The following is a 24,283-nucleotide window of genomic DNA, read 5'->3' as shown; positions in this document are numbered from 1 at the left end:
GTGACCGTCTCCAGTTATCTGGCGCCAGGACGCCGGCCATTCATACGTGCGTACAACAGAATTCGCCGGCCACTGACGCGGTTCGGTCATATGGTGGCCTTCTTCTTCCGTGCGCTTGCCGGTATTCCAGTGGTGCTGCGGCAGTACCCCAAGGAATTTCTGCGGCACCTGTCCGATATCGCCTGGGGCAATGGCTCATTGGTGGTAGGTGGTGGAACTGCTGGAGTGGCCTTGGTGCTGGGGGTCACCGCCGGAGCTCTTGTCGCCATCGAGTCGTACAACTTCCTGGACCTTCTCGGACTCGGGCCCGCCACCGGCATCATCAGCTCGTTGGCCAGCACTCGAGAGCTGGCGCCGATCATGGCCTCCCTGGCATTCGCGATGCAGGCGGGCTGCCGATTCACCGCGCAACTGGGGTCAATGCGGATCGCCGAGGAGATCGACGCCATGGATTCGGTTGCTATTAGGCCGATCCCATTCTTGGTGACCACCCGGCTGATGGCGGCGATCATCGCGGTGATCCCGCTGTATCTGGCCTGCCTGGCGATCAGCTACCTGTCCTGTCAAGTCATGGTGGGCATCCTCAGTGGCGGCTCGGTGGGGTCCTACCTGCACTACTTCGGCATTGGGGTCAGCGGTATCGACATCGTGTACTCGATCATCAAGACAGTGGTCTTCGTGTGGATCGCCTCGACGGTCCAGTGCTATTACGGCTTCTACGCCAGCGGCGGCCCCGAGGGCGTGGGAATTGCTGCCGGACATGCCATGCGCGCCGCCATCACCGTAGTGGTGATGGTGAACATGCTGCTGACGATGGCGCTGTGGAGCGTCGACGCCGGCGCCAGGCTGGGTGGTTAGATGCCGAATTCCTTCGAGGTAGATGGGCGCGGCCCGTCCGACAACCAGCTTCTGGTGGCGTCCGTCGTCACCCTTGCGGCGATCGTCGCCTTCACCGGGGCCATGCTGTTGAAATCCGCAGGCAAGCTTGATGATTACGTGCGTGTCGTCGCCGATCTGACGAATGTCGGTGACGGCCTGCCGCAGAAGTCGGATGTGAAGTACCGGGGCGTGCTCGTCGGCGAGGTCGAGGACGTGACACCGGCGACGGGCAACAAACCGAACTTCGTGCACATCAACCTCAAACCGCAGTACGCGAAATCAATCCCCGTGACCGCGACCGCCCGCGTGGTGCCGAGCAATGTGTTCGCCGTGTCCTCGGTGCAGCTGGTCGACCGGGGGCCCGGTGTCCCCATTCGCGGCGGCGCCCACATCGCCGAGGACCAGGAGCTGCCCACGGTGCTGTTCCAGACCACGGTCAGCAAGTTGCGCGATGTTCTCAATGCGACCGGCCGTGGCCGCGAGGACAATTCGGTGGGCATCTTGGCGGCAGTGGGGGCGGCCACCGACAGCCGCAGGGTCAAACTGCTCAACGGCGGCGCTCAGCTGAACCGGCTCATCGCCGAGCTCAACGCGATCGTGGCCACCGACCCAGGTCCCTCAACGGTATCGGCTCTTCTCGATGCCACCGAAGGTCTCCAACAGACTGCCCCCGAGTTGCTGGATGCACTGCACCAGGCCGTGCAGCCGATGCAGACCCTTGCCGAGAAGCGCGAACAACTGACGAGCCTGGTTCACGCTGGGCTGACTACCGTGGGCACCACCAAGCAGGCCTTTGACAACCACACCGATCAGCTCATTGGCATCACCACCGGGCTCACTCCGCCGATCGGTGTTTTCGCCAAGAATTCCGACAAGTTTGTTCCGATTTTCCGCAACATGAACAAGCTGTCCCGTAACTGGTTTGAGTACATGTGGATGGCAGACCGGGATATCCCCAACATGCCGATTGCCGTGACACTGGCGCCCAGTTACACCTACACCCGAGCCGACTGTCCGCGTTACGGGGAGGTGAAGGGGCCAAGCTGCTTCACCGCCCCCGAACAGGTGGTGCGTCCCGATCTTCCCGAGACACTGCTCCCGCAGAACTACAAGCCACCTGCGGATGTGGCGCCGCCGACTGGAACGGTGGTGGGCCCCAACGGAAACCTTGTCGCAGTGGCGCCGCCGATTGTGGCCCCTCCGGGCGGCCCGAACCTGGCCGACCCCAACCCGTCGCTACCGTGGTGGCAGCCCGCCCCGGTGCCCCGCGTGCCCGGTACCTCCGATCCCGGTGACGCAGAACCGCCGCCCGCGGCGCCGGCCTCGTTTGGCGGAAACGTCGGGCCCGTTGGCAGCCACCGTGAACGGGATCTCCTCGGTGTCATCGCCGGTGGCCCCGCAACTCCCGCTACGCAACTGCTTCTCGGGCCGGTGGCTCGGGGCAGCGCGGTGTCGTTCGCTAAGGAGGTGCCGCGGTGAAGTTCCGTGGACCGTTGATCGCCTTGGTGGTCTTCATGACCGTGGCCATGGCACTGGGCTGGTTGGTGTACGCCACGCTTCGTCGTGATGTATCGGGCAGCACCACAGCGTATTCGGCGGTGTTCACCGACGTCTATGGCCTGCGCGATGGTGACGACGTGCGAATGGCCGGGGTGCGGGTGGGCCGGGTCGAGAGGATCGAGTTGGTGGATAACGAGCAGGCCCGAGTGGACTTTGTGGTCCAGAATGACCAGAAGTTGTACGGCAACACGGTCGCATCGGTGACGTACCAGAATATCGTCGGACAGCGTTATCTTGGTCTGTCGCTTGGTAAATCCAGTGACACCAATGTTCTGTCGGCGGGCGCGACGATTCCGGTGGAGCGCACCGACCCGTCGTTCGATGTGACGACATTACTCAACGGCTACGAGCCATTGTTCAGCACGCTGTCTCCGGAGCAGGCCGATAACCTGACCAAGGGCGTCATTGCGTCCCTGCAAGGGGACAACGCCTCGATTGTCACCCTGGTGAATCAAACCTCGGTGTTGACAAAGACATTCGCCGGCCGCGATCAAGCGTTGGGCAACGTGATTACCAGCTTGAATGCCGTGACGGGCAACCTCGCGCAGCAGAACGACGGGCTGGACACCATGCTCACCCAGACACGGCAGATGGTGTCGGACTTGGATCGCAGGCGCCCCGAATTGGTGTCCTCGGTGGGGTCGCTGGCCCAGACCACACGACGTCTGTCGAAGATCACCGAGGAGGTCTATCCGTCGCTCGACGAGCTCATCACTCGCCAGCCGGGGTTCGGCAAGCACGTGGTGAGTATCGAGCCGCAGTACGCGTTCCTGGGGGACAACCTGCCGATTGTGCTGAAAGGGCTGTCGCGCTTCTACTCCGAGGGAGCGTTCATCAACGTCTACATGTGCGATCTGAACCTCACCGGCTTCTTCCCCGGCCTGAACGACGTGATACCGATCATCGTCAACGCGGCGACACCCGGAAACGTGGCCCAGTACACCCCGCGATGCAGGAACATGGCCAATGGCTGATCAATCCAGATGGCAGAGGATCAAGAATCGGCCGGTCGAGACCTATAACAAGACCTGGCTGGGCTTCATCGCCATCGCGGTGATCGGGGCCCTCGTCGGCGGCATGCTGCTGGTCAAGGCGGTGGGTCTGGGCTATACGAGCTACACCGCCGAGTTCACACAGGCGGCGTCGCTACGCACGGGCCAGCCGATTGCCGTGGCGGGTATCCCCGTTGGGAACATCACGAGCATGAAGCTGGTCGGCGATCACGTCGAGGCTGGGCTCAGCGTCCGCGACGACATCAGGCTCGGTAAGGACACCAAGGCCTCGATCCGGGTGACGACCATCCTGGGTTCCCGGTATCTGGACCTGCGGCCCAGGGGCACAGGAATACTGCCCGGCAAGACAATTGACCTCGCGCATACCGAGGTCCCCTACGACCTGCAGGCCGCGCTGGTCGGGGCGACCGACACCTTCGACCAGGTCGATTTCGACAACGTCGCGCGGTCGCTCAGCGTGCTCGGCAAGCAGCTACAGGGCCTGCCCGACATTGTTCCGCAGGCGATGGCGAACATCCAGACGTTGTCCTCGGTGATCGCCGAGCGGCGTGACCAACTCGGCACCCTGCTCAAGAGCACCGAAAAGGTCACCAACACGCTGCGCCGCCAGCAGTCCGGTATCGGCGTGCTGGTCAACCAGGGACAAGACCTTCTCGGTGAGATCGTCTCGCGCCGCAACACTTTCCACGCGATGCTGCAGGCATTCACCAACCTGGTCGAGCAGCTCAGCAAGGTTGTCATCAAGGACCGGCCGCAGCTCGACGAGATGCTCAAGACGGCGCACGAGCTCTCGGACATGCTGGGTAAACACGACGATCTGCTGCGCAGCCTCTACCCGATTGCACCGGTCTTGATACGCGGCATCGCCAACTCGACGGGCACCGGTAACGCCATCGATATCAACCTAACGAACGGTCTGCTGGTCGACTCGTGGATGTGTGCGATCAGTGGGCGGGCCAAGCAATTCGGAATGATCCCGTACTTCAAGGACTGCAAATGAGCGCCAAAGGCGATGGAAGAAGTCGGCTGATATCCGTGATCGGCACAGTGGTTGTGCTGGCCGTGGCCGTCCTCGGCGTGGGTGCGTATTACGTGAAGTCGACGTTGGACCACATCACACTGACCGCTCAGTTTGACAGTGCCTCCGGTCTATACGAGTCCAATGTGGTTGCAGTTCTTGGTATGCCGGTGGGGAAGATTACCAAGATCACTCCGCAGTCGGGCTATGTCGACGTGCAGTTCACCGTGGACAAGAACGTGAAAGTGCCCGCCGACGTGCAGGCCGTCACCTTGTCGACGTCGATCCTGACCGACCGCCAAGTCGAGCTATCTCCGCCTTACCGCGGCGGCCCGGCGTTGAACGACGGTGACACCATTGGGTTGAACCACACCAAGACCCCGGTGGAATTTGATCGGGTGCTAGGCATGCTGGATCGGCTTTCGCTGTCCCTCAAGGGAGATGGCAAGGGGAAGGGCCCCGTGGCCGACATCATCAACTCTGCCGCCGGAGTCGCCAATGGTAACGGCGAGAAGATTAAGTCCGGGCTCGGCGAGCTATCCAGGGCGCTGCGGCTGAGCTCTGAGGGCGGCGTGACTACTCGCGAGCAGATGACCACCATTATCAAGAATGTGAGCTCCCTGTTCGACGCGGCGGCCGCCAATGACGGCAGGCTGCGTGAATTTGCCTCCACCGTCCGTCAACTGAGCCAGATTCTCGATGATGAGTCGTTGGGTACCGGGAATACCGGGCGCAAGTTCAACGATCTGGTCAGGCAAGCCGGCGACGTCGTCGAGGCCAATCGCGGTCACCTCAAACAAACGATTCTCAACGCCAACACCGCCCTGAAGGCCGTGGTCGACAACAAGCGTGAGATCTCCGAGTGGATCGACGTCCAACCGCTGGCTTGGGACAACATGTACAACGTCGTCGACCAGGACAACAAGCGGCTGCGTGTCCGGTTCATGACGGATCGGTTGCTGTTCGAAAGCCAGATGGACAAGGAAATCTGCAACATGATGGGTCTGCGCCAATTAGGTTGTGGCACAGGAACCCTGCAGGATTATGGGCCGGACTTCGGGCTGACCTACGTGCTGGACGGACTCGCGGCGATGGGGCAGAAGTAGTGGCGCGTACCGGGTTACTGACATCGGCGGCCTTGCTGACTGCCACCATCCTCAGCGGATGCTCCACCAATGGGCTGGGCGACCTGCCGTTACCCGCTCCCGGCATCGGCAGCGGCGGCTACCACCTCACCGCTCTGTTCTTGAATGTTCTGAATCTGCCCGACAGTGCCAAGGTGAAACTGGCCGGCGCCGATGTGGGGCAGGTGGACGAGATGCACGTGAGTAACTACACCGCGATCACGACGTTGCGCATCCTGGACGGGGTGCGTCTGCCCAAGGGCAGCACCGCCGAATTACGTTCGGCCACACCGCTAGGTGATGTTTTTGTCTCGATTCGGCCGCCTGTCGGGGCACCCTCGGACGGCCCCGTGCTCGGGGACGGTGACACCATTGGCCTGGAGTTGACGACCGCCGCCGCGACGGTGGAGTCGGTGCTAAGCTCGGCCGCGCTGGCCTCCAATGGCGGCGCGGTGCGCAACCTCACCAATATTGTCAACGGTTTCGGCAAGGCAACCGGCGATCAGGGCCAGGCGTTCGGCGACTTGATCACGGACTCCAATCGGATACTGGGCACACTGAATTCACGCTCGGCGCAGATCTCTGAGGCCCTCACGCAGACGGCACAATTGGCCGACCGGATCGATGTGAAGAATCAGACCGTCACCGATATCGTGACGGCGGCGGGGCCGGCGACCGAAACCCTGGCCGCCAACACCGCGCAATTGACCGAACTCCTGCTGACGGTGGGGGATACGACACGTCAGCTGCAGAAGTTCCCGTCGATCGCAGGTACCGATACCAGCGGTCGCAGCATCATCGCCGATGCGAACACCGTCTCTAAGGCGTGGAACGACGTGGCACTGGATCCCGATACGAGTCTCGCCGCGTTCAACCGGATTCTGCCCACTGCCATCAAGGCAACTGCGGGAAACTCACTGTCGCTGCGCGCGAGCCTCGATCAGCTGGTTCTTGGTTCGATACCCGACGTGGGATCCCTCGCTGATATCGGTATACATGGGCCCAAGCGCTACAACTGGGCGCAGCTGGCGGGATCCCTCAAGTACACGCTGTGGCGACTGCAGGAGCGCGTCGTGGGTAAGGGCGCGTATGGCCAGGACGTTCCGGTGCGTCCGAGCCCTACCGAACCCGGTGTCATCGAGACCGTCCCGCCGGCCGCACCCGCCCCGGGGGCCGGGCGATGATCAATGCGGCGGCGAATGTTCTGGTCGGTGCTGTGCGTACCGGTCATCGCCAGAAGGCAGTGCTGTCGGGGCTGGCGCTGGCGTTGACGTTAATTGTGGCGGTGGTCTATTTGTTCGCAGGTGCATTGCGGGCCAATCCCTTTGCATCCACCTATCGGGTCACGGTGAAACTGCCGGAGTCGGGGGGATTGTTGCCCCGTCAGGATGTGGCGCTGCGGGGGGTGAAGATCGGCACGGTGCGGTCACTGGAGATCACTCAGCAGGGGGTCGAGGCTACCGCCGAAATCCAGTCGAAGTACGTCATCCCCGCTGCGGTGAAGGTTCGGGTGACCGGGCTCTCCGCCGCCGGTGAGCAGTACCTCAACTTCGAGGGTCTACCGGGCCAACAAGGCCCATTCCTCAAGGACGGCAGTGTGATTGCCGAGGGCGTGCAGGTTCCGATGACGCTGGCGAAGCTACTCGCCGATGCTGACGGGTTGTTGGCGCAGGTGGACCCCAAGAAGCTCGAGCTGATCAAGAAGGAGCTGAGCCTGAGCAAGGAGGGACCACGCAAGCTCACCGACATCATCGACGGCGGCACCTTCCTCCTCAGCACCTTGGACTCGGTGCTGCCGGAGACCACCAGCCTGCTCAAGACCAGCCGGGTGGTGCTGACCCTCGCGGCCGACAAGAACACGGGCATCAAGGCCACCTCCGATGCGCTGGGTCGCACCCTGCGGGGGGTCAACACGATGCAGAACGGCTACCGCACCCTGGTGGATCAGACCCCGAAGACGCTGGGTGCGGTCGACGGCTTGTTCGCCGACAACTCCGACACCATGGTCACCCTGCTCGCCAGCCTGGCCTCTGCCTCGCAGATGCTCTACGTGCGTACACCGGCCATCAACGCGTTCTTCCCCGATTACCGCGGATCGACATTCGGGGCGATTGCCGACACCATGCGCGACAACGGTGTGTGGGCAACCGCCGACCTGTATCCGCGATACGCCTGTGACTACGGCACCCCGCGCGTACCGCCATCCACGGCCGATTTCCCCGAGCCGCCCCTGTACACCCATTGCGTCAGCGATGATCCGGCGGTGTTGATTCGTGGCGCGAAGAATGCGCCGCGTCCCGCGGGTGACGACACTGCCGGCCCACCGGCGGGCGCCGATCTGGGGAAGAGGACCGATCCCACTCCCAAGGGGAGGTTCACCGTCCCTACTCCACAGGGTGGGCCGACACTGCCGATAGAACCCCCGCGCTGATCCGGGATATGCGGTTGGAGTGACACATGAGTGACGAGAACAACGCAACCGCACCACGGCAGCGCCTGCCCAAGGGACAGGGTTGGCTGCTGCGGCAGCAGATCATCGACACCGCGATGGATCTCGTTCTCAGGTCCGGCGAGGCCCGCACCCCTTCGGCCCGTGAATTGACGCGTGCACTGGGCATCACGGCACCGTCCTTCTATCGGCACTTCTCGAGCACCGACGAGTTGGCGGACGCGCTGTGCTCACGATACTTCGAACAGCTCGGTGAGGCGCTGCAGCGGGCGACGTCCAACATCTCCACGGCGCTCGGGCGGCTGCGCGCACTCGGCCTGGCCTACGTGCGGTTCGCGGCGCAGAACCCGCTGATGTACCGGCTTGCGACTGCGGGCCCGCCACGGATCGGTAGCGAATCGGACGAAATACTCAGCAGCTCGGCATTTCTGCACCTACGAGGTGTCGTGCAGGAACTCGTCGACGAAGAGCGGTTCCCGCCCGGCAATACCCTGGAATCGGCCCTGCAGTTATGGGCGACCACGCATGGGGTGGCCTCATTGCTGGTGACGCGGCCACATCTACCGTGGGGCGAGCAGGAATCCTTTGCCTCCCGAACCCTGTACGCCGCGTATCTAGGACATGTCGCGTCCGAAGCGCCAGACAGTGTGGACGGGCAGTGGTGAGTAGGCCTACCTAGTGCCGTGAGAAACCCCTACGTGCGGCGGTAGGTCTACGTGTTCACCTCGGATCCCTTAGACGCCACGCTGAGAGGCATGACAGACCCACAGTTGCAGCAGATGACCGCGACGCTGGACCAACTCGACGGGCGTGAGCGTGCGCTGCGCGGCGAGCTCGATGCGCTGCGGGGCCGGATGGTCGAATGGACCCAGGCCGAATATCTTAAGGCGCAGCAGTATTGGGACGACTACCGACGTTCTCAGGGTGCGCCGCCGCTGGCTGTGCCCGTGCCTGCGGCAGCCCCCGTACCGCCCACCCGGATGCCGGTGCTGGCTCAGGCGCCAAATGCCCCCGGCGCAATACCTCCCCGAAACGAGCCATTCTGGACGCATGAAGGATTCGCCAGCAAGGCGATGGCCTTCGCAGGTGCGGTGGTGACACTCGCCGGCGTGGTCATGCTTCTGGTGCTGGCCGCCAAGAGTGGGTACTTCGGTCCGGTACCGCGCCTGGCCTCCGGTGCCGTCCTTGCCGCAGGTCTGGTTGGCCTGGGCGTCCGGGTGCAATCCAGGCCCGGTGGCCGGATCGGCGGTATTGCCACTGCGGCAACAGGATTCGCGGCCGCATTCTTCGATGTGCTGGCTCTTACGGTGATCTACGACAAGATTCCGGTGGTGGCAGGACTGGCCCTCGGGCTGGCCATTGCCGGCGCCGGCTTGGTGCTGGCGCGGCAGTGGAATTCTCAGCCTTTCGCGGCGGGTGTGGTCGGCGCGATCACGCTGCTGGCCCCGTTCCTCACCGATGGGTTTACCGTCGAACTTGCGGCCTTCGCGCTGGTGTTGTTGATCGCGAGCCTGCCTGCTCAAATCGGCCGAAACTGGCCTGTGCTGCACGCTTTCCGGACTGTGGGCGTCAGCCTGACGGTGCTGGCGGCGATTCGCGCCACCGCGGGTGAGGGACAGCCGTACGCCTTGCTCATCATGGCGGTGCTGACGCTGCTGGTCACCCTGGTGGGGTCGCTATGGCTGCTGACCGGCGACCATGCCGGCCAGGGCGACCTCACCGCATCGGTGATGATTGCCATGGCCTGCGTGCCTGGTCTCTACAGCGCCCTGTTCTTCCCCGTGTGGCCGCTGGGCGTGCTGGTACCCGTCGGGATCGCCGCGGTGATGGGGACGGTGCTGCTGCTGGTGGGTGGTCTTCCGGCGCACGCGCGCATCGCCATGGCCGCGGTGGCAGGGCTGGCCTTGCTGCAGGCCTCGGTGGAGGGCACCAGGGGGGCCTTGCTCGCGGTGGCGCTGTTGGCGCTGGCGCTGACTTTCTCCGCCGTCGGATACCAACTACGGGAACGTATTTCGTTGGTGCTCGGGCAGGTCTTCGGCGCGCTGGGCGGCATGGCATACGTCGCGTATGTGCCCCCGAAACTGCTCATCGACTCGACCAGCGCCGTATATGCGGCCGGTCCGCTGCTGATCGTCGCGAGCGTGCTGAGCGCCGCCGCGGTCGCTATGGTGATGGCGGCCATGCATCGGGTTGGCTGGGCGAGCCCGCAGTCCGCTCCGGTGCGCGGTGTCCTGGCCGGGGTGTCGATGCTGTACGCGGGGACGGCGGCGATTGTGCTCTCCGGTACCGCGCTGCTCGGCGATAACGACGGATTCCTGCTGGGTCACGGACTGGCGACGGTGTCCTGGATGGCGGTCTCCGTGACGCTGCTACTCGCCGGCCTACGGCGTTACCGTGGCCAGAGCTGGGTTACCCGAACGGGATTCGTGCTAGCGGCGATGGCCGTCGCGAAACTCTTCCTCTTCGACCTGGCCACCCTCGACGGCATCGCCCGAATCGGCGCGTTCATCGTCACCGGCCTGCTGCTACTCGCCGGCGGCACGGTGTACGCCCGTGAATACGCAACGCGCGGCGAGCAATCCGTCACCGAGTTGCCCGTCAAGTAACCCAGCTGCCGGCGGCAGGGGCGTCGCTAGATGCGGCGTCCCTCACGGCGCAGCAGATCCTGGGCGCTGACACTTCCGCCACGGCTACGGCGAGTGGCCTCGTCCGCTTCCTGCTGTTGCTCTGGCGTGCGCTTCTGATCACGACTCTGTCCGGATGCCGGTAACGCCTCCGTCGCATCAGCGGCGGGGGGAGTGGGCTGCGGGGGACGCGGAGCCCGGGGTGGACCCTGCCGCGTGGCATCCGGTGTGGCGATCGGCATCGCCGTCGTCGCGTCCTCAGCCGGAGTGCTGTTGGCACGGTTCGGCTGCGGCGGTTGTGGCGTGGACTGAGGAGGCTTGGAGATGGGTATCGCGGTGGTCGCATCCCCCGACTCGGCGGCCGGTCCGGAGCCGGGCTGCTTGGGACCGCGCAGCTCGCCGAGCCACGACTCGATCTCTCTATCGGCATTGCGGCGGTCCGGGCGGTGCGTGCCGGCGACGCTGCTGCGGGTGGTTGGAGCATCCGGGCCGGCGGGGTTTCCACCGGGTACGCGCGTGGTGGGCGCATCGGTGGGAGCAACGTTCTTACCGGGCACCGACATCCGCGTCGTCGCGGGCGCGTCGCCTCCGGTGTTACCCGCCAGGCTGACCGGTGTGGTCGGGGGAGCGGGAGGAGTCGGCGTGGGCCGGGCCGGCGCCGACGGATCGTGTTGGCGCGCTGGGGGTGTCGAGGGCAACCGGGTGCGCTCGGAGGCGATCGCCAGCTTGGTGGTGCGTGCGTTGGACCCGACCGGAGAGGTCGCCGCCGCGATGGCCTGTTCGCGGCCGGTCGGGCGCTTGCGCTCGTCGGGGAGGGTGACTTCACCGAGGCCGAGTTTGACCTGGACACGCTTCATCCAGGCCGGTGCCCACCAGCAGTCGTCGCCGAGCAGCTTCATGACCGCCGGGATGAGCAGCATGCGGACCACGGTGGCGTCGAGGATCAGTGCGGCGATGAGACCGAAGGCCAGGTATTTCATCATCACCAGATCGGAGAAAGCGAAGCCGCCGGCCACCACGATCAGAATCAACGCGGCTGCGGTGATGATGCGCCCGGTGTTGGCGGTACCCACGCGTACGGCCTCGGTGGTCGATAGCCCTTGATGTCGCGCCTCGATCATGCGGGACATCAAGAACACTTCGTAGTCGCTGGACAGGCCGTAGATGACGACGATGATCAGCACGATGACCGGCGCTGTGAGCGGGGTCGGGGTGAAGTTCAGCCATGTGGAGAAGTGGCCGTCAACGAATATCCAGGTCAGGATGCCCATGGTGGAGCCCAGGCCGAGGGCGCTCATGACGGCCGCCTTGATGGGCAGTACCAGCGAGCCGAACGCCAGGAACATCAGGATGGTGGTGACGCTGATCAGAATCACGATCACCAGCGGAAGTTTGTCGAACACGGTGTCGATCGAGTCCTGCTCGAGTGCGGGAGTACCGCCGACATACATCGTGACGCCCTTGGGGACGGACATCGCTCGCAGCTCTTTGACCTTGGCCCCGGCGGTGTCGCGATTGATCAAGGCGTTCTGGATGACTTTGACGCTGGCGTCGCCATCGGTCTTGACCGACTGACGGCGCTGCCACATCTGGGTCTTGTCCCCGCCGGGCTCGACAAACCCCGGAACCTTCATCGCATCGGCCCGGATCTGATTGAGCTGCGTGTCGGTCGCGCCCTTGGTGACGATGGTGATGGTCTCGGTACGGAAGCCGGGGAAGAGTGTGTCGAAGTCCTCTTGTGCCATGCGAACGGAATTCGTTGGTGGCAGGTACTTTTCACTGAATCCGCCGAGTTTGAGATTGCCCAGCGGGATGATCAGCAGCAGCATCACGATGACGATCGGCACGGCGAACATCAACGGTCGCTGCATCACGAAGACGACGGTGCGTCCCCAGAAGCCGTTCTCCAGCTCCTCGCGTGACTTGGTGCGGCTGAACCGCTTGATGCTCAGGGCGTCGACATGCCGCCCGAGAACACCCAGACACGCGGGCAGCACGGTGACCGCCAGAATCGCGGCGAGCAGCACCGAGGCGATACCGGCGTACGTCAGCGACCTCAGGAACTGCTGCGGCACGATGAGCATCGGCATCAAGGCGGCCGCGATCAGGGTCGCCGAGAACATGACGGTGCGCCCCGAGGTGATGACGGTGCGCCGGACCGCAGTTTCGGTGTCGTAACCCTCGGCGATTTCCTCGCGGAAACGGCTGACGATGAATAGCGAGTAGTCGATGGCGATGCCCAGGCCGATGAGTGTGACCACCGGCTGAGCGAAGAAGTGCACCGGCGCGAACAGCGTGATCAAACGCATGATTCCGAGTGCGCCGGCGATGGTCAGACCACCCACCATCAGGGGTAGGCCGGCGGCGATCACACCACCGAAGACGAAGAACAACACGACGGCCATGACAGGCAGCGACAGGACCTCCATGCGCTGCTGGTCCTTGCCGATGGTTCCGGTCAGCTCGCTGGCGACCGGCTGCAGGCCGGCCAGCTGGATATCGACACCGTTGAGTAGGAACTTGTTCTTCGCGGGGTCGTCGTCCTTGTCCGGATTCGACAGGGCCTTGTAGTTGTTGAGGATGGTGTCGTCATCGTCGCCGTTGAGGCTGACAGAGACGAAGGTGTGCTTACGGTCGTCGGTCACCATCCGTTTGACGGTGGGGTCTGTGCTGGTGGGGGCGCGTAACCAGCCGGCCCAGCCGTAGACCTCGTTGGGGTTGTCCTTCTGAAGCTGGTTGAAGTGGTCGGTGACCTTCTTCTGGAAGTCAGGATCATCGACGGTCTTGCCCTCCGGGGCCGCGATGACGGCGACGACGTGGGTGGTTCGGTCACGTCCCAGCGCGTCGTCGGCCATCACGGAGGCCTTCACGGACTCGCTGTTGTCGGCGAAGAAACCGCTCTGCGTCACGTGGTCGCCGAGCGTTATCCCGAACAGCCCGGAACCCAGGCAGATCGTGACGAACGCGGCGACGACGATGAACCGATATCGGTACACCATTCGGCCCCACCAGGCGAACACAGAATCTCCTAACTAGCGTCTCTCACGCGCTGAGTTTTCATGTCCTGGACGTAAGCAATGCCGACAAGGGTCGGAATGGCTGCAACCAGGCGCCTTCGTCGGGGAGCGAATCGAGACCCACCCGCGGCAAGGCTCGGGGGAAAACTCCGGGTATGTCCTCGAGATCGACGAACTCCAGAGTATCCGAGGTTAGCGCCCAACTCGCATGTTCGCGAAATCCCAGCACACTGACGGGCACCCCGTCACCGGCGATTTTCTCCATCGGTTCGCGGAAAGCCTGACCATCCGCCGAGGCCACGAGCACCCCGGCCAGGCCTTCCTCGGACCGCAGCTCGATATGAGCAAGCATGTCGACGTCGACGTCGCTGTCTTCGTCGATCTTGGGTTTGGCAAATACCGCAAACCCAACGTTGCGCAGCGCCTCGACCCATGGGCGCACCACTTCGGCATTCCCCGGCGCGATGTTGGTAAACACGGTTGCCTCGGCTTCGACGAGGCAATGGGGATGATCCGCCGAGTACGCGGCAGTGCGTTCGAGCAGCCAACGCCCCAGGGCGTCGAACCGCGGCCGGTTCTCCGCGGAGGGGCGGCCGCCGATGATGGCGCCCAGGCCCATATCGAGGTTTGGTGCGTCCCACACCAGCAGTACCCGCAACACCCGACGTCGGTGATCCGATTCATCCACCGTATCGGGGCGTTCCAGGTCCTCGGCCAGGCTCACAGTCGCTCCCAGACGAAGTCGTTGATCGCACTGCCGACCGTGTGCGCTTTCCCCTCGAACTTAGTGGTGGGCCGGCTCACGGAGACCGGAATGCGGGGATCATCGAGTTCAAGGCGCCGCAGGGTGGATTCGTTGTCCCCGACCTCGGCGATATGTTCGGCGTAATTCGCATGGTCGGTGGCCACATGCAGGGTGCCGCCCGGGCGGAGCCGGTCCGAGAGCAGCGCCACGGTGCCCGGTTGCAGTAGCCGGCGCTTGTGGTGGCGGGTCTTCGGCCACGGATCGGGGAAGAACACCCGTGCTGCGGTCAGCGTTCCCGACGGCAACAGGTGCTCCAGCACGTCCAGTGCATCCCCGCGGATCAGCCGGATGTTGTCGATACCTTCGCGATCGATCGCCGACAGGAGCTGGGCGAGGCCCTTGCGGTAGACCTCCACCGCCAGCACGTTGAACTGGGGTTCTTCCAGCGCCATGGCGGCAGTGGATGTCCCTGTACCGCAGCCTATTTCGAGGATCAAGGGGGCGGTGCGTCCGAACCATGCCGCAGGATTCAGCGGTGGGCAGGTGCCGTCGGTCTCCCGGGCGACTCGGCCGTAGGTCAGCCACGACTTGTCCCAGGCCTTCTGCTGGCCGTCGGACAGCGACGACCCGCGTGAACGGAAGCTGGACACGCGGCGCGGGTGGTGGTTCGGCCCGTCCGCATGGGCCGTGGAATCGGCACTGACGATCCCTGGGAGCTCGTCGGTGGCTGTTTCAGATGCGACACAGCCCCGCTCCTGGCCGTCACAACGCATCTTCCCATGGTCACCTATGGGCGGCAGATCCCATAATCCCAGCGCATATTGATACTCAACTTGATACTCAACAGTTGCCTACCAGGGTGGAACCCTCCACTGGATCAGGTGACAATGTGAGCATTTCCGTACGAGCGATGAGATTGGGACTGGAAAAGGGATGACGCGGGGGTTTGAGGTCTTCCGGGGAACGCTCGACCGGTTCGCGGCGCGTCCTGAGGTACGCCAGGTACACGGCGGCCAGCGCATTCACGATCTGGCGGTACGAGCCGGGGATCCACTGCGGGTCACCGTCCGGGGCCGTGCCGGTGTGGGTGTCACCAGCGTGATCGGTGCGTTGGGGCGCACCCTGCCGGCCGAGGACGGACCGGGGCACGCGCTCATCGAGGTGCCCATCCCCGGCGAGGATCCTGCTGACTCCGCGGACGCCGACGCCATGGATGTCCAGGTGGTGGTGTTCGCAGAGGCACTCAAACCCGAGGACCGTGCGGTTGTGGAGGCCTCCAACGCACCCAAGGTGCTGATTCTGAACAAGGCGGATCTGACCGATCCCGGCGCCGCCCGCGGTCCCTGGACCGCAGCCGTGGAGCGTTGCGCCCAGTACCGCATCGAGACGCGAGTGCCGACATTGCCGTTGTCGGCGCACGTCCCCTTGGCCGATATCGACGAGGGCATGGTCGAGGCGCTCAAGCTGATGGTCGAGAACCCCGCGGACACCAGTTCCGTCGATGCGTTCGTCACGTGTACGCATGAGGTGCCGGTTCGGATGCGGCAGCGGTTACTGCATGAGCTGGACCTGTACCCGATGGGGTGCGCGATCGGGGCGCTCCGGCAGGTTCCCACGTTGGCGGCCCCGGGACTGGCCTCGCTGTTGTGCGACCTATCGGGTGTGGATGCGGTGGTGAGTGCCATTCGCGCCGCGATCGCCCAGGGTTGGTACCGCCGGATGCGCACTGTGCTCGCCGAACTCCGCAGGATTGGCGTGACAGGTGTCCTGCCGGTGCAGATCGATGCCTTTCTGACCAGTGACGATGTGGTGATGGCTGCGATGCGGTGTGCGGTGGACGCCGCCACGGCGGCGGGTATCCCCGTGGAGTTGAGCGATCATCCCGAGGATCATCGCTACCGCGCCGAGCGCTGGCAGCGGTTCGCGGCGGGCCCGGTGAATGCCACCTACGCCTCGATGGGCACGGATATCGCGCGTGGATCGCTGCGGATGTGGCGACTGGCCGGAGGCCGGGCGTGACGACCTCCACAGATAAACGGGTCGACGAGCTGGTGCTGGCGGTGGACCCCGCGCTCGGTCCGCTCGGGGTGAACCTGCAGGACGTCGTGATGGTGACCGGCAGTTGGCTGGCCGGCGCGAGCACCCTGGCCGCCGAGCTGACGTCACGCGCCTCGGGGGTGCGCATCGTCGAACCGGAAGACCTGCGGCACGGGCAGGCGCCGGCGGCGGTGGTTTTCGTATGTAGCGGGACCGCACCGTTGACCCCGTCGGACTGTGGCCTGATACAGCTGGCGGCCGCCAATACCGATGCCCTCGTCGCGGTGGTCTCCAAGATCGACGTGCACCTGTCCTGGCGTGACGTGATGAACCGGAATCGGGAGATCCTGGCCCAGCATGACTCCCGGTTCAGCGGTGTCACCTGGCTGGGGGTCTCGACGCGCGGTGCCGCACCGGGGCTCGATGAACTGGTGCAAGCGGTGCGCAAGGTTCGCGATGAACCGGCCCTGGATGAGCGAAACAGGCTGCGTGCCTGGGTAACTCGTCTGCAGGGAATGCTGAACATGCCGCCGGAGGCGGGGGAAGGCGCGCGCGCCGACGAGCTGCGCAATCAGCGGCAGGCAGTAGTGCGACGCACGCGTTCGGGCAAGTCCGAGCGGACCTTGGCGTTGCGCAACCGCATCGCGCAGGCCCGCATGACGCTGCTGTACTTCGCGCGCAAGCGGGTCGGTTCGGTGGGGGGTGAACTGCGCGAGGACATCGCCGAACTGAAGCGCCGGGATGTGGCCGGCTTCGGTGAGCGGGTGCGGCGCCGAGTGGCCGAGGTGGTGGCCGAAGTCGAGCAGGGCACCGAAGAGCACCTTGCCGAGGTGTCCGCCGAGGTGACGCAACGCTGGGCGGCGCCGCGCCCCAGCGCGAATCGCCCAGTGCCACCTGAAGCGTCCGATCCTTCGGTGCGATCACGTCGTCTGGAAACCCGGATGATGGCGCTGTTCGGGGTGTTCTTCGGTCTGGGTGCGGCGTTGACGGTGTCCCGCTTGGTGGCATATGCGCGCCCGGGCATGGCGCCGGCGGGATTAGCGGTGGGTTTGGTGGCCGGGGCCTGCATCGCAGTGTGGCTGGTGGCGGTGCGGGGGCTCTTGCACGACCGGACGGTGTTGGACCGGTGGTTGGGAGACACCATGGGAGAGCTGCGCGCGTACCTGGAGCAGTGGGTTGCCGCGCGGGTGCTGGAGGTGGAGACCAGGCTCCATGCCGATCTGGTCGAGATCGACGAACGCGAGAACGACAAGTTGGCCGCCCGGGTGGGGCAAATTGACTCCGAGCTGCGTGAGGCCGCCATGAACACCGCGCGGGCAACGGCGTTGCGTAACCGCGACCTGCCCTTGGTACACAAGGCGCTAACGAAAGTCACCGAGCGGCTGGACGCGATCGGCAGAAGCGGCGACAATAAGTTCTCATGATCGAAGGTTTTGACCAGGGGCTTCCTGGAGGGCCTGGAGAAGGAGTGCCCGAACCCGGGCACGCCCTGAGCCCCGACCTGCATGTCGATCACCACATGTACCTGCCCACCGACGGCGGACTGGTGGACCTGGGCACGGACCTCATCGACACCGACCACGACGGTATTGGCGACACCGTTGCGCTTCATGAACCTGATGGGCTCTCCATAGTTTCCGATATCGACGAGGACGGCGTCGCTGACAAGGTGACTACGTTCGGGGCGGACGGCACCTACGAGACCTGGGCCCGGGGTGCGGGCGCGCACTGGGAGCTCATCGAGCACGGCCGCGTCGGCGGTAAGTGATCTTTCGCCGTCCGGGCGGTGGTCGGCCTGATGTGATGAGTGGGGACCTCGACCGCTGCTACGGGGCCTATGACGGACTGTCAGTGGCCCCGTTTCACGCTGAACAGGACCAGCGCTAACCTCATATATCTAGGTTTGTATCTAGCTTCCGACCAGCGCCGGTGCGGCAACTGCGTACCCCACCCGGCATCAACGAGGAGATGCTCTCGATGACAGCAGCGACCATTCCCGGTCTTGACAACGCTCCGACGAAACACGCGGGATTGCTCGCGTGGGTTCGCGAGGTCGCTGAGCTGACACAACCTGATCGAGTCGTGTTCGCTGACGGCTCCGATGAGGAATTCGAGCGAGTTTCTCAGCAGCTGGTGGACGCGGGCACCTTCCAGCGCCTCAACTCCGAGAAGCACCCGAACTCATTCCTGGCTCTGTCGGACCCGTCGGACGTCGCCCGGGTGGAATCGCGGACATACATCTGCTCGGAGCGTGAAGAGGACGCCGGTCCCACCAACAACTGGGTGGACCCCGCCGAGATGCGCACGACCATGACCGAGCTCTTCCGTGGCAGCATGCGCGGACGCACCATGTGGGTGGTGCCGTTCTGCATGGGCCCGCTCGGTGCTGACGACCCCAAGCTGGGTGTGGAGCTCACTGACTCGGAGTACGTCGTCGCCTCGATGCGCGTGATGACCCGCATGGGTGCCGCCGCCCTGGAGAAGCTGGGCGATGACGGATTCTTCGTGAAGGCGCTGCACTCGATCGGTGCGCCCCTGGAGCCCGGCCAGGAAGATGTGCCGTGGCCCTGCAATGACACCAAGTACATTACTCACTTCCCCGAATCTCGTGAAATCTGGTCCTACGGTTCGGGTTACGGCGGCAACGCGTTGCTGGGTAAGAAGTGCTACTCGCTGCGCATCGCTTCGGCGATGGCCCACGACGAGGGCTGGCTCGCCGAGCACATGCTGATCCTCAAGCTCATCTCGCCGGAGAACAAGGCCTACTACGTGGCTGCGGCGTTCCCGTCGGCCTGCGGTAAGACAAACCTCGCGATGATCCAGCCGACCATTCCCGGATGGCGCGCAGAGACTTTGGGTGATGACATCGCCTGGATGCGCTTCGGCAAGGACGGCCGCCTGTACGCCGTCAACCCGGAGTTCGGCTTCTTCGGTGTGGCGCCGGGCACCAACTGGAGCTCGAACCCCAACGCCATGAAGACCATCGAGGCCGGCAACACCGTCTTCACCAACGTCGCTCGTACCGACGACAACGATGTGTGGTGGGAAGGTCTGGAGGGCGAGCCGGAGCACCTGATCGACTGGAAGGGTCAGGACTGGATCCTGCGGGAGACCGAGACCAAAGCGGCGCACCCGAATTCGCGCTACTGCACCCCGATGTCGCAGTGCCCAACCCTCGCCCCCGAATGGGATGACCCGCAGGGTGTCCCGATCTCGGCGATCCTGTTCGGTGGCCGTCGCAAGACGACTGTGCCGCTGGTTACCGAGGCCCGTGACTGGCAGCACGGTGTGTTCATTGGCGGCACACTGGGTTCGGAGCAGACGGCGGCCGCCGAGGGCAAGGTGGGCACCGTGCGCCGCGACCCGATGGCGATGCTGCCGTTCATGGGTTACCACGTGGGCGACTACCTGAACCACTGGATCAACGTCGGCAAGCAGGCCGACGAGTCCAAGCTGCCCAAGGTGTTCTTCGTCAACTGGTTCCGTCGCGGCGGCGACGGCCGGTTCCTGTGGCCAGGATTCGGCGAGAACAGCCGCGTGCTCAAGTGGATCATCGAGCGGGTGGAGGGTCAGGGCAGCGGTCGTACAACCGCGATCGGCACTGTCCCGGGCGTCGAGGATCTGGACCTGTCCGGTCTGGATGTCGAGGAGGCCGATGTGGCCGAGGCACTCGCCGTGAACAACGAGGAGTGGCAGGCCGAACTGCCGCTCATCGAGGAGTGGTTCGAGTTCATCGGCGACAAGCTGCCCACGGGCGTCAAGGATGAGTTCGACGCCCTCAAACAGCGGCTGGGATAAGTTCGTACCTGGTCGACACTCCAGGTGAATCCTGCATAGGGTTGTGGAATGCGCTTCGCATTCAAGACATCTCCGCAGAACACCACCTGGGACGACATGCTGGCCATCTGGAAGGTGGCCGACGAGATCGAGGTCTTCGAGTCCGGCTGGACCTTTGACCACTTCTATCCGATCTTCTCGGACTCCACCGGGCCATGCCTGGAAGGCTGGGTAACCCTCACCGCGCTTGCGCAGGCCACCCGACGGCTGCGTGTCGGGGTGCTGGTGACGGGTATCCACTATCGGCATCCGGCCGTGCTGGCCAACATGGCCTCGGCGCTGGACATCGTGTCCGGTGGTCGTCTGGAACTCGGTATCGGGGCCGGCTGGAACGAGGAAGAATCCGGCGCCTACGGCATCGAGCTGGGCAGCATCAAGGAGCGTTTCGATCGGTTCGAAGAGGCCTGCGAGGTGCTCACCGGTCTGCTGAGCCAGGAGACGACGAGCTTTGACGGCAAGTTTTACCAGCTCAAGGACGCCCGCAACGAGCCCAAGGGGCCGCAGAAGCCGCACCCGCCCATCTGTATAGGTGGTAGCGGCGAGAAGCGGACGTTGCGGATCACCGCCAAGTACGCGCAGCACTGGAACTTCGTGGGCGGACCGCCCGAGGAGTTTGCGCGTAAGCGCGACGTGCTGGCCGCGCATTGCGCCGACATCGGACGGGATCCACGCGAGATCACGCTCTCGGCTCATATCCGGCTCGGTGCGGATCGCGATTACGCGAGGGTTGTCGACGAGGCTGCCGCGCTGGGTGCGGAGGGTCTCGATCTGGCCATTATCTACCTGCCCCCGCCCTATGACCCGGTCGTGCTGGAGCCGCTGGCGCAGGCGCTTCGCGGCTGATATCAGCCTGTTCGGCGGGCCTCGATGAGGGTGCGGGTGGAGTGGGCGACGAACACCCCGTCCCGTCTTATCTGAGCATCGAGGGTGCGTAGCGCAGCGTCGTGGGTGACGATGTCAAACCCCGGCACTGTCCATACAACTTTTCGCAGGAACACCACAACGGCTGCGATGTCGTAGAACTCGACGCGTGTGCGCGCGCTGTGCACACTGAGGATCTGCAGACCCGCGGCCCGGGCTCGCTCTGCCTCGATGTCGGCCCGCCGTGCACGGCGGTGCTCCGGGCGAATCTCAACGAAGTGCATGGCCAGCTCGAACATGCTCTCGGCGCCCACGTGTTGGGCGAAGTAGATGCCACCAGGCCGCAGTACCCGGGCGATTTCATCCCACCAGACAGTCGCGGGATGCCTGCTGGTGATGAGGTCGAAGGCGCTGTCGGCGAAAGGCCAGGGCGGTTGCTCGGCTGCCGCGACAACGGCGACCCCACGCGGATGCAATAGCTGTGTCGCCTTAATAACGTTGGGCGGCCAGGCTTCTGTGGCGACTGCCGTGGGCGGATAGCGTGATGCGCCGGCCAGCACCTCACCGCCGCCCGTCTGGATGTCCAGAGATGCGGATGCCATGGCGAGACGCTCGGCCATCAGCCTTTGGTATCCCCACCCCGGCCGTGCTTCTGAGGCCCGTCCTGTGAACCAGGAAAAGTCCCAACCGCTCACGTCAACCGTGCTGGCCTCGGTGATCAGATCCGCGTACTCGCGCACTGGAATTGTCCTAACCCAAGGAGCCGCTCGCCCAGCTCCGGCGCTCCTAATGGCCAGAGTGCACCTACGTAGTTGTTCACTCACAATCTACCTACGTAGATGCATTCTGGGCCAACGGTTTAGCCGGTCTTGCTCTCCAGTGCGGCCAGCGCCGCAGCGACCGCGATGTACTTGTTGGTACCCAGCTCGCGGACGGTCGAGATGTTGAGGGCTTCCTTCAATGCCGCGTCATGCTTCTCGGTGAGACCCGCGAGAGCCGACGGCGGTGCGTCGAGGATGTCCTTGAGGTCCTTGTTCTCATAGGCCTTGTCGAGTGCCTTCTCGAGATTCACGGATACAGCCATCGTTCGTACCTTTCTTGCTGTGTTTCCCCGGCCCCGTCGCGCACCCTAGTTACCGAAGCTGTGAACCAACGCTGTTTGGCTGGCGGCGATCCGAATTGCGGGTGAACGCCAGGATCGGTACCCCGGATGGCCAGAACATTCAAATATGCGCATAATGTAATCAATGAACGAGGCGAGGTGGCTCACCGGGCTGACCACCATCCCAGCCGAACCGCCGACGGTGTGGTCGCTGCTGGGGTGGGACCCGCCGACCATCCCGGTGCTCCCCGTTGTCGCGGTCCTGTTGGCGAGCTGGTACGTGGTGAGCGTGGTCCGACTGCACCGGATGGGCCGCGGCTGGCCGTGGTGGTCGGCGGTGAGCTTCCTGTCGGGATGCCTGATCCTGGGTGCAGTGATGGGACTGTCAATAGAGCGCTACGGATTTCGGTTGTTCAGCGCGTTCATGTTCCAGCAGCTGACGCTGTCGATCCTGGTGCCTCCCCTGTTGGTGCTGGGCGCACCGGGGCGGCTGCTCTTGCGGTCGACGCCGCACCACGGGCTCGGCAGGTGGGTGTTGGTCGCTGCCCTGGCAGGATTGCGCAGTCGCACCGCCGCACTGTTGTTGCATCCCGCCGTCACCATTCCGCTGTTCTTGTTCAGCTATTACGGGCTGTACTTATCCCAGCTGTTCGACACCATCGCTGCTACATGGTTGGGGCACAGCGGGTTAGAGATTTTCTTCTTGGTCAGCGGTCTGCTCTTCGTCATCCCGATCCTGTCCACCGATCCGATGCCCATCCGGCAGACCAATCTTGGTCGGATGTTCGACATCTTCGTGGAAATGCCGCTGCACGTATTCATCGGCGTCATCCTCATGATGGCGCCGAGGCCGCTGATCGGCATCTTCGCCAACCCGCCCACCGGGTGGGCCGTCGACCCGGTGAAGGACCAGGCGTTGGCCGGCGCGCTGGCCTGGTCCTAGGCGAGCCGATCGCGCTCGCGACCACCTTGATCTTCGCCATCCGATGGCGGCGAGAGGAACAGGTCGAAACCGATGCGCGCGAGTCCGATGACGCCCGCCAAGAGGACGAATTGGCTTCGTACAACCGGTTTTTGCGGCAATTGCATGAAGAGCGGCCGGGTCAGGGCGCGTAACCGCGTGCCGACCCGTCGGGTGTGGCGTACTTGACGATCAGTGAGCAGTCCTTGCCACCCAGTCCTTCATCGATGAGCTGCTGAAACTGCTCGGTGACCATGGTCGCGGCGGGCAGCTTGACGCCGGTGGCTTCCCCGGCGGCCAGCGCCAGGCGGGCGTCCTTGTGCGCCAGGTCAACGGTGAAGGTGGCATCGAAATTGCGATTGGCGGCGGCGGATTCGATGATATCCGGCACCGGGTACCAGGTCTGCTGCGCCCAGGACCGCGCCGAAGACACGGTGCAGATCTCCCAGAACACCTTCGGATCCAAGCCGAGTCGCTCGGCCAGCTGCGAGCCTTCCGAATTGGCCATCATGTCGATGAACAGCATCATGTTGTTGCAGATCTTCGCGGCCACCCCGGCGCCACCATCACCCGCGTGGATCACACGTCCGGCCATCGGCTTGATGTAATCGGTTGCCGCACCGGAATTTTCCAGGTCGCCGCCGAGCATGAAGCACAGCGTGCCGGCCTGTGCACCGCTGATCCCGCCGGACACCGGAGCGTCGACGAACCGGAATCCCCGGCGTGACGATTCGGCGTGACAGTACCGGGAGGTCTCGATATCGACGGTCGAGCTGTCGACCAGAAGCGTTGATGGCGAGGCATTTTCCCAGATTCCGTAGGGACCCTCGAACACCGAGCGGACATGCTCTCCCTTGGGCAGCATGGTGAACACGACCTCGGCGCCCGCCAGCACCTGGGCGATTTCCTCCACCGCAGTGACGCCGCGCGCTTCCGCCGCGGCCAGTGCGTCACCCGAGAGGTCGAAACCGCGTACCGTGTGCCCGGCCGCCACCAGATTGGCAGCCATTGGGCCGCCCATGTTCCCCAAACCGATCCAGCCATAGGTTGCCATGG

Annotated in this window: 20 protein-coding genes and 1 pseudogene; 15 read left to right on the top strand and 6 right to left on the bottom strand. The window is 64.3% G+C overall.

All coding sequences use genetic code 11. The features are described from left to right. From DSM43276_RS21830 to DSM43276_RS21790, 9 genes are read left to right on the top strand one after another with little or no spacing between them, the layout of a single operon-like run. Window positions 1–858 (top strand): MlaE family ABC transporter permease, encoded by an 858-nt coding sequence (locus tag DSM43276_RS21830; RefSeq protein WP_078328402.1) that lies wholly within the window; start codon window positions 1–3, stop codon window positions 856–858. Beyond that, window positions 859–2,358, top strand: coding sequence for an MlaD family protein (locus DSM43276_RS21825; protein ID WP_078328401.1), 1,500 nt, complete (start codon window positions 859–861; stop codon window positions 2,356–2,358). Then, complete coding sequence (locus DSM43276_RS21820; RefSeq protein ID WP_078328400.1) at window positions 2,355–3,413, top strand: MlaD family protein; 1,059 nt, start codon at window positions 2,355–2,357, stop codon at window positions 3,411–3,413. Before DSM43276_RS21825 ends, DSM43276_RS21820 begins: the two co-directional genes overlap by 4 nt. Then, window positions 3,406–4,452, top strand: coding sequence for an MlaD family protein (locus DSM43276_RS21815; RefSeq protein ID WP_078328399.1), 1,047 nt, complete (start codon window positions 3,406–3,408; stop codon window positions 4,450–4,452). The genes DSM43276_RS21820 and DSM43276_RS21815 overlap by 8 nt, the downstream gene beginning before the upstream one ends. Beyond that, window positions 4,449–5,576, top strand: coding sequence for an MCE family protein (locus tag DSM43276_RS21810; protein WP_078328398.1), 1,128 nt, complete (start codon window positions 4,449–4,451; stop codon window positions 5,574–5,576). The genes DSM43276_RS21815 and DSM43276_RS21810 overlap by 4 nt, the downstream gene beginning before the upstream one ends. Then, complete coding sequence (locus tag DSM43276_RS21805; protein ID WP_109555929.1) at window positions 5,576–6,778, top strand: MlaD family protein; 1,203 nt, start codon at window positions 5,576–5,578, stop codon at window positions 6,776–6,778. Before DSM43276_RS21810 ends, DSM43276_RS21805 begins: the two co-directional genes overlap by 1 nt. Further along, window positions 6,775–8,025, top strand: a complete 1,251-nt coding sequence (locus DSM43276_RS21800; RefSeq protein ID WP_078328397.1) for an MlaD family protein — start codon at window positions 6,775–6,777, stop codon at window positions 8,023–8,025. Before DSM43276_RS21805 ends, DSM43276_RS21800 begins: the two co-directional genes overlap by 4 nt. A 26-nt stretch (window positions 8,026–8,051) precedes the next feature. Continuing rightward, window positions 8,052–8,708, top strand: coding sequence for a TetR/AcrR family transcriptional regulator (locus tag DSM43276_RS21795; protein WP_078328396.1), 657 nt, complete (start codon window positions 8,052–8,054; stop codon window positions 8,706–8,708). A 51-nt stretch (window positions 8,709–8,759) separates the two neighbouring features. Next, window positions 8,760–10,649, top strand: coding sequence for a DUF2339 domain-containing protein (locus DSM43276_RS21790; protein ID WP_078328395.1), 1,890 nt, complete (start codon window positions 8,760–8,762; stop codon window positions 10,647–10,649). Between the two features lie 26 nt (window positions 10,650–10,675). Here DSM43276_RS21790 and mmpL3 read toward each other — a convergent pair whose 3' ends face one another. From mmpL3 to trmB, 3 genes are read right to left on the bottom strand one after another with little or no spacing between them, the layout of a single operon-like run. Then, complete coding sequence (gene mmpL3 / locus DSM43276_RS21785; RefSeq protein WP_078328394.1) at window positions 10,676–13,687, bottom strand: trehalose monomycolate exporter MmpL3; 3,012 nt, start codon at window positions 13,685–13,687, stop codon at window positions 10,676–10,678. Between the two features lie 37 nt (window positions 13,688–13,724). Continuing rightward, window positions 13,725–14,402 carry an NYN domain-containing protein gene (locus DSM43276_RS21780; RefSeq protein ID WP_412458636.1) on the bottom strand — a complete coding sequence of 226 codons (678 nt, stop codon included), beginning with the start codon at window positions 14,400–14,402 and terminating at the stop codon, window positions 13,725–13,727. A 2-nt stretch (window positions 14,403–14,404) separates the two neighbouring features. After that, the gene (trmB, locus tag DSM43276_RS21775; RefSeq protein WP_234802967.1) at window positions 14,405–15,220 is read right to left on the bottom strand and encodes a tRNA (guanosine(46)-N7)-methyltransferase TrmB; all 816 of its coding nucleotides are present in this window, start codon (window positions 15,218–15,220) and stop codon (window positions 14,405–14,407) included. 142 nt (window positions 15,221–15,362) lie between these two features. On the opposite strand from trmB, the gene DSM43276_RS21770 reads away from it, so the two are divergent. The 5 genes from DSM43276_RS21770 to DSM43276_RS21750 all read left to right on the top strand — a co-directional run bounded on the left by DSM43276_RS21770 (window position 15,363) and on the right by DSM43276_RS21750 (window position 21,146). Further along, window positions 15,363–16,448 carry a P-loop NTPase family protein gene (locus tag DSM43276_RS21770; RefSeq protein ID WP_136629146.1) on the top strand — a complete coding sequence of 362 codons (1,086 nt, stop codon included), beginning with the start codon at window positions 15,363–15,365 and terminating at the stop codon, window positions 16,446–16,448. Beyond that, window positions 16,445–17,890, top strand: coding sequence for a hypothetical protein (locus DSM43276_RS21765; RefSeq protein WP_078328393.1), 1,446 nt, complete (start codon window positions 16,445–16,447; stop codon window positions 17,888–17,890). The genes DSM43276_RS21770 and DSM43276_RS21765 overlap by 4 nt, the downstream gene beginning before the upstream one ends. Beyond that, complete coding sequence (locus DSM43276_RS21760; protein WP_078328392.1) at window positions 17,887–18,234, top strand: DUF6802 family protein; 348 nt, start codon at window positions 17,887–17,889, stop codon at window positions 18,232–18,234. Before DSM43276_RS21765 ends, DSM43276_RS21760 begins: the two co-directional genes overlap by 4 nt. Before the next feature lie 209 nt (window positions 18,235–18,443). Beyond that, entirely contained in the window at window positions 18,444–20,264 is a 1,821-nt protein-coding gene (locus DSM43276_RS21755) for a phosphoenolpyruvate carboxykinase (GTP) (protein ID WP_078328584.1), read from the top strand. Window positions 20,265–20,312: 48 nt separating this feature from the next. Next, window positions 20,313–21,146, top strand: coding sequence for an LLM class F420-dependent oxidoreductase (locus DSM43276_RS21750; protein ID WP_078328391.1), 834 nt, complete (start codon window positions 20,313–20,315; stop codon window positions 21,144–21,146). Between the two features lie 2 nt (window positions 21,147–21,148). Here the strand turns inward: DSM43276_RS21750 and DSM43276_RS21745 are convergent, their stop codons facing one another. Beyond that, complete coding sequence (locus tag DSM43276_RS21745; RefSeq protein ID WP_109555956.1) at window positions 21,149–21,784, bottom strand: class I SAM-dependent methyltransferase; 636 nt, start codon at window positions 21,782–21,784, stop codon at window positions 21,149–21,151. A 239-nt stretch (window positions 21,785–22,023) separates the two neighbouring features. Further along, complete coding sequence (locus DSM43276_RS21740; protein ID WP_078328390.1) at window positions 22,024–22,248, bottom strand: hypothetical protein; 225 nt, start codon at window positions 22,246–22,248, stop codon at window positions 22,024–22,026. A 163-nt stretch (window positions 22,249–22,411) separates the two neighbouring features. On the opposite strand from DSM43276_RS21740, the pseudogene DSM43276_RS21735 reads away from it, so the two are divergent. Further along, window positions 22,412–23,382 (top strand): annotated as a pseudogene (locus DSM43276_RS21735) (cytochrome c oxidase assembly protein). Here the strand turns inward: DSM43276_RS21735 and mmsB are convergent. Next, on the bottom strand, window positions 23,370–24,281 hold the full coding sequence (gene mmsB / locus DSM43276_RS21730) for a 3-hydroxyisobutyrate dehydrogenase (RefSeq protein ID WP_078328389.1): 912 nt from the start codon (window positions 24,279–24,281) through the stop codon (window positions 23,370–23,372). The pseudogene DSM43276_RS21735 and the gene mmsB overlap by 13 nt on opposite strands. Between the last annotated feature and the right edge of the window lie 2 nt (window positions 24,282–24,283).

This window comes from Mycobacteroides salmoniphilum (assembly GCF_004924335.1).
GTDB classification, from domain to species: domain Bacteria; phylum Actinomycetota; class Actinomycetes; order Mycobacteriales; family Mycobacteriaceae; genus Mycobacterium; species Mycobacterium salmoniphilum.
This window is presented reverse-complemented; position numbering and strand designations above follow the sequence as displayed.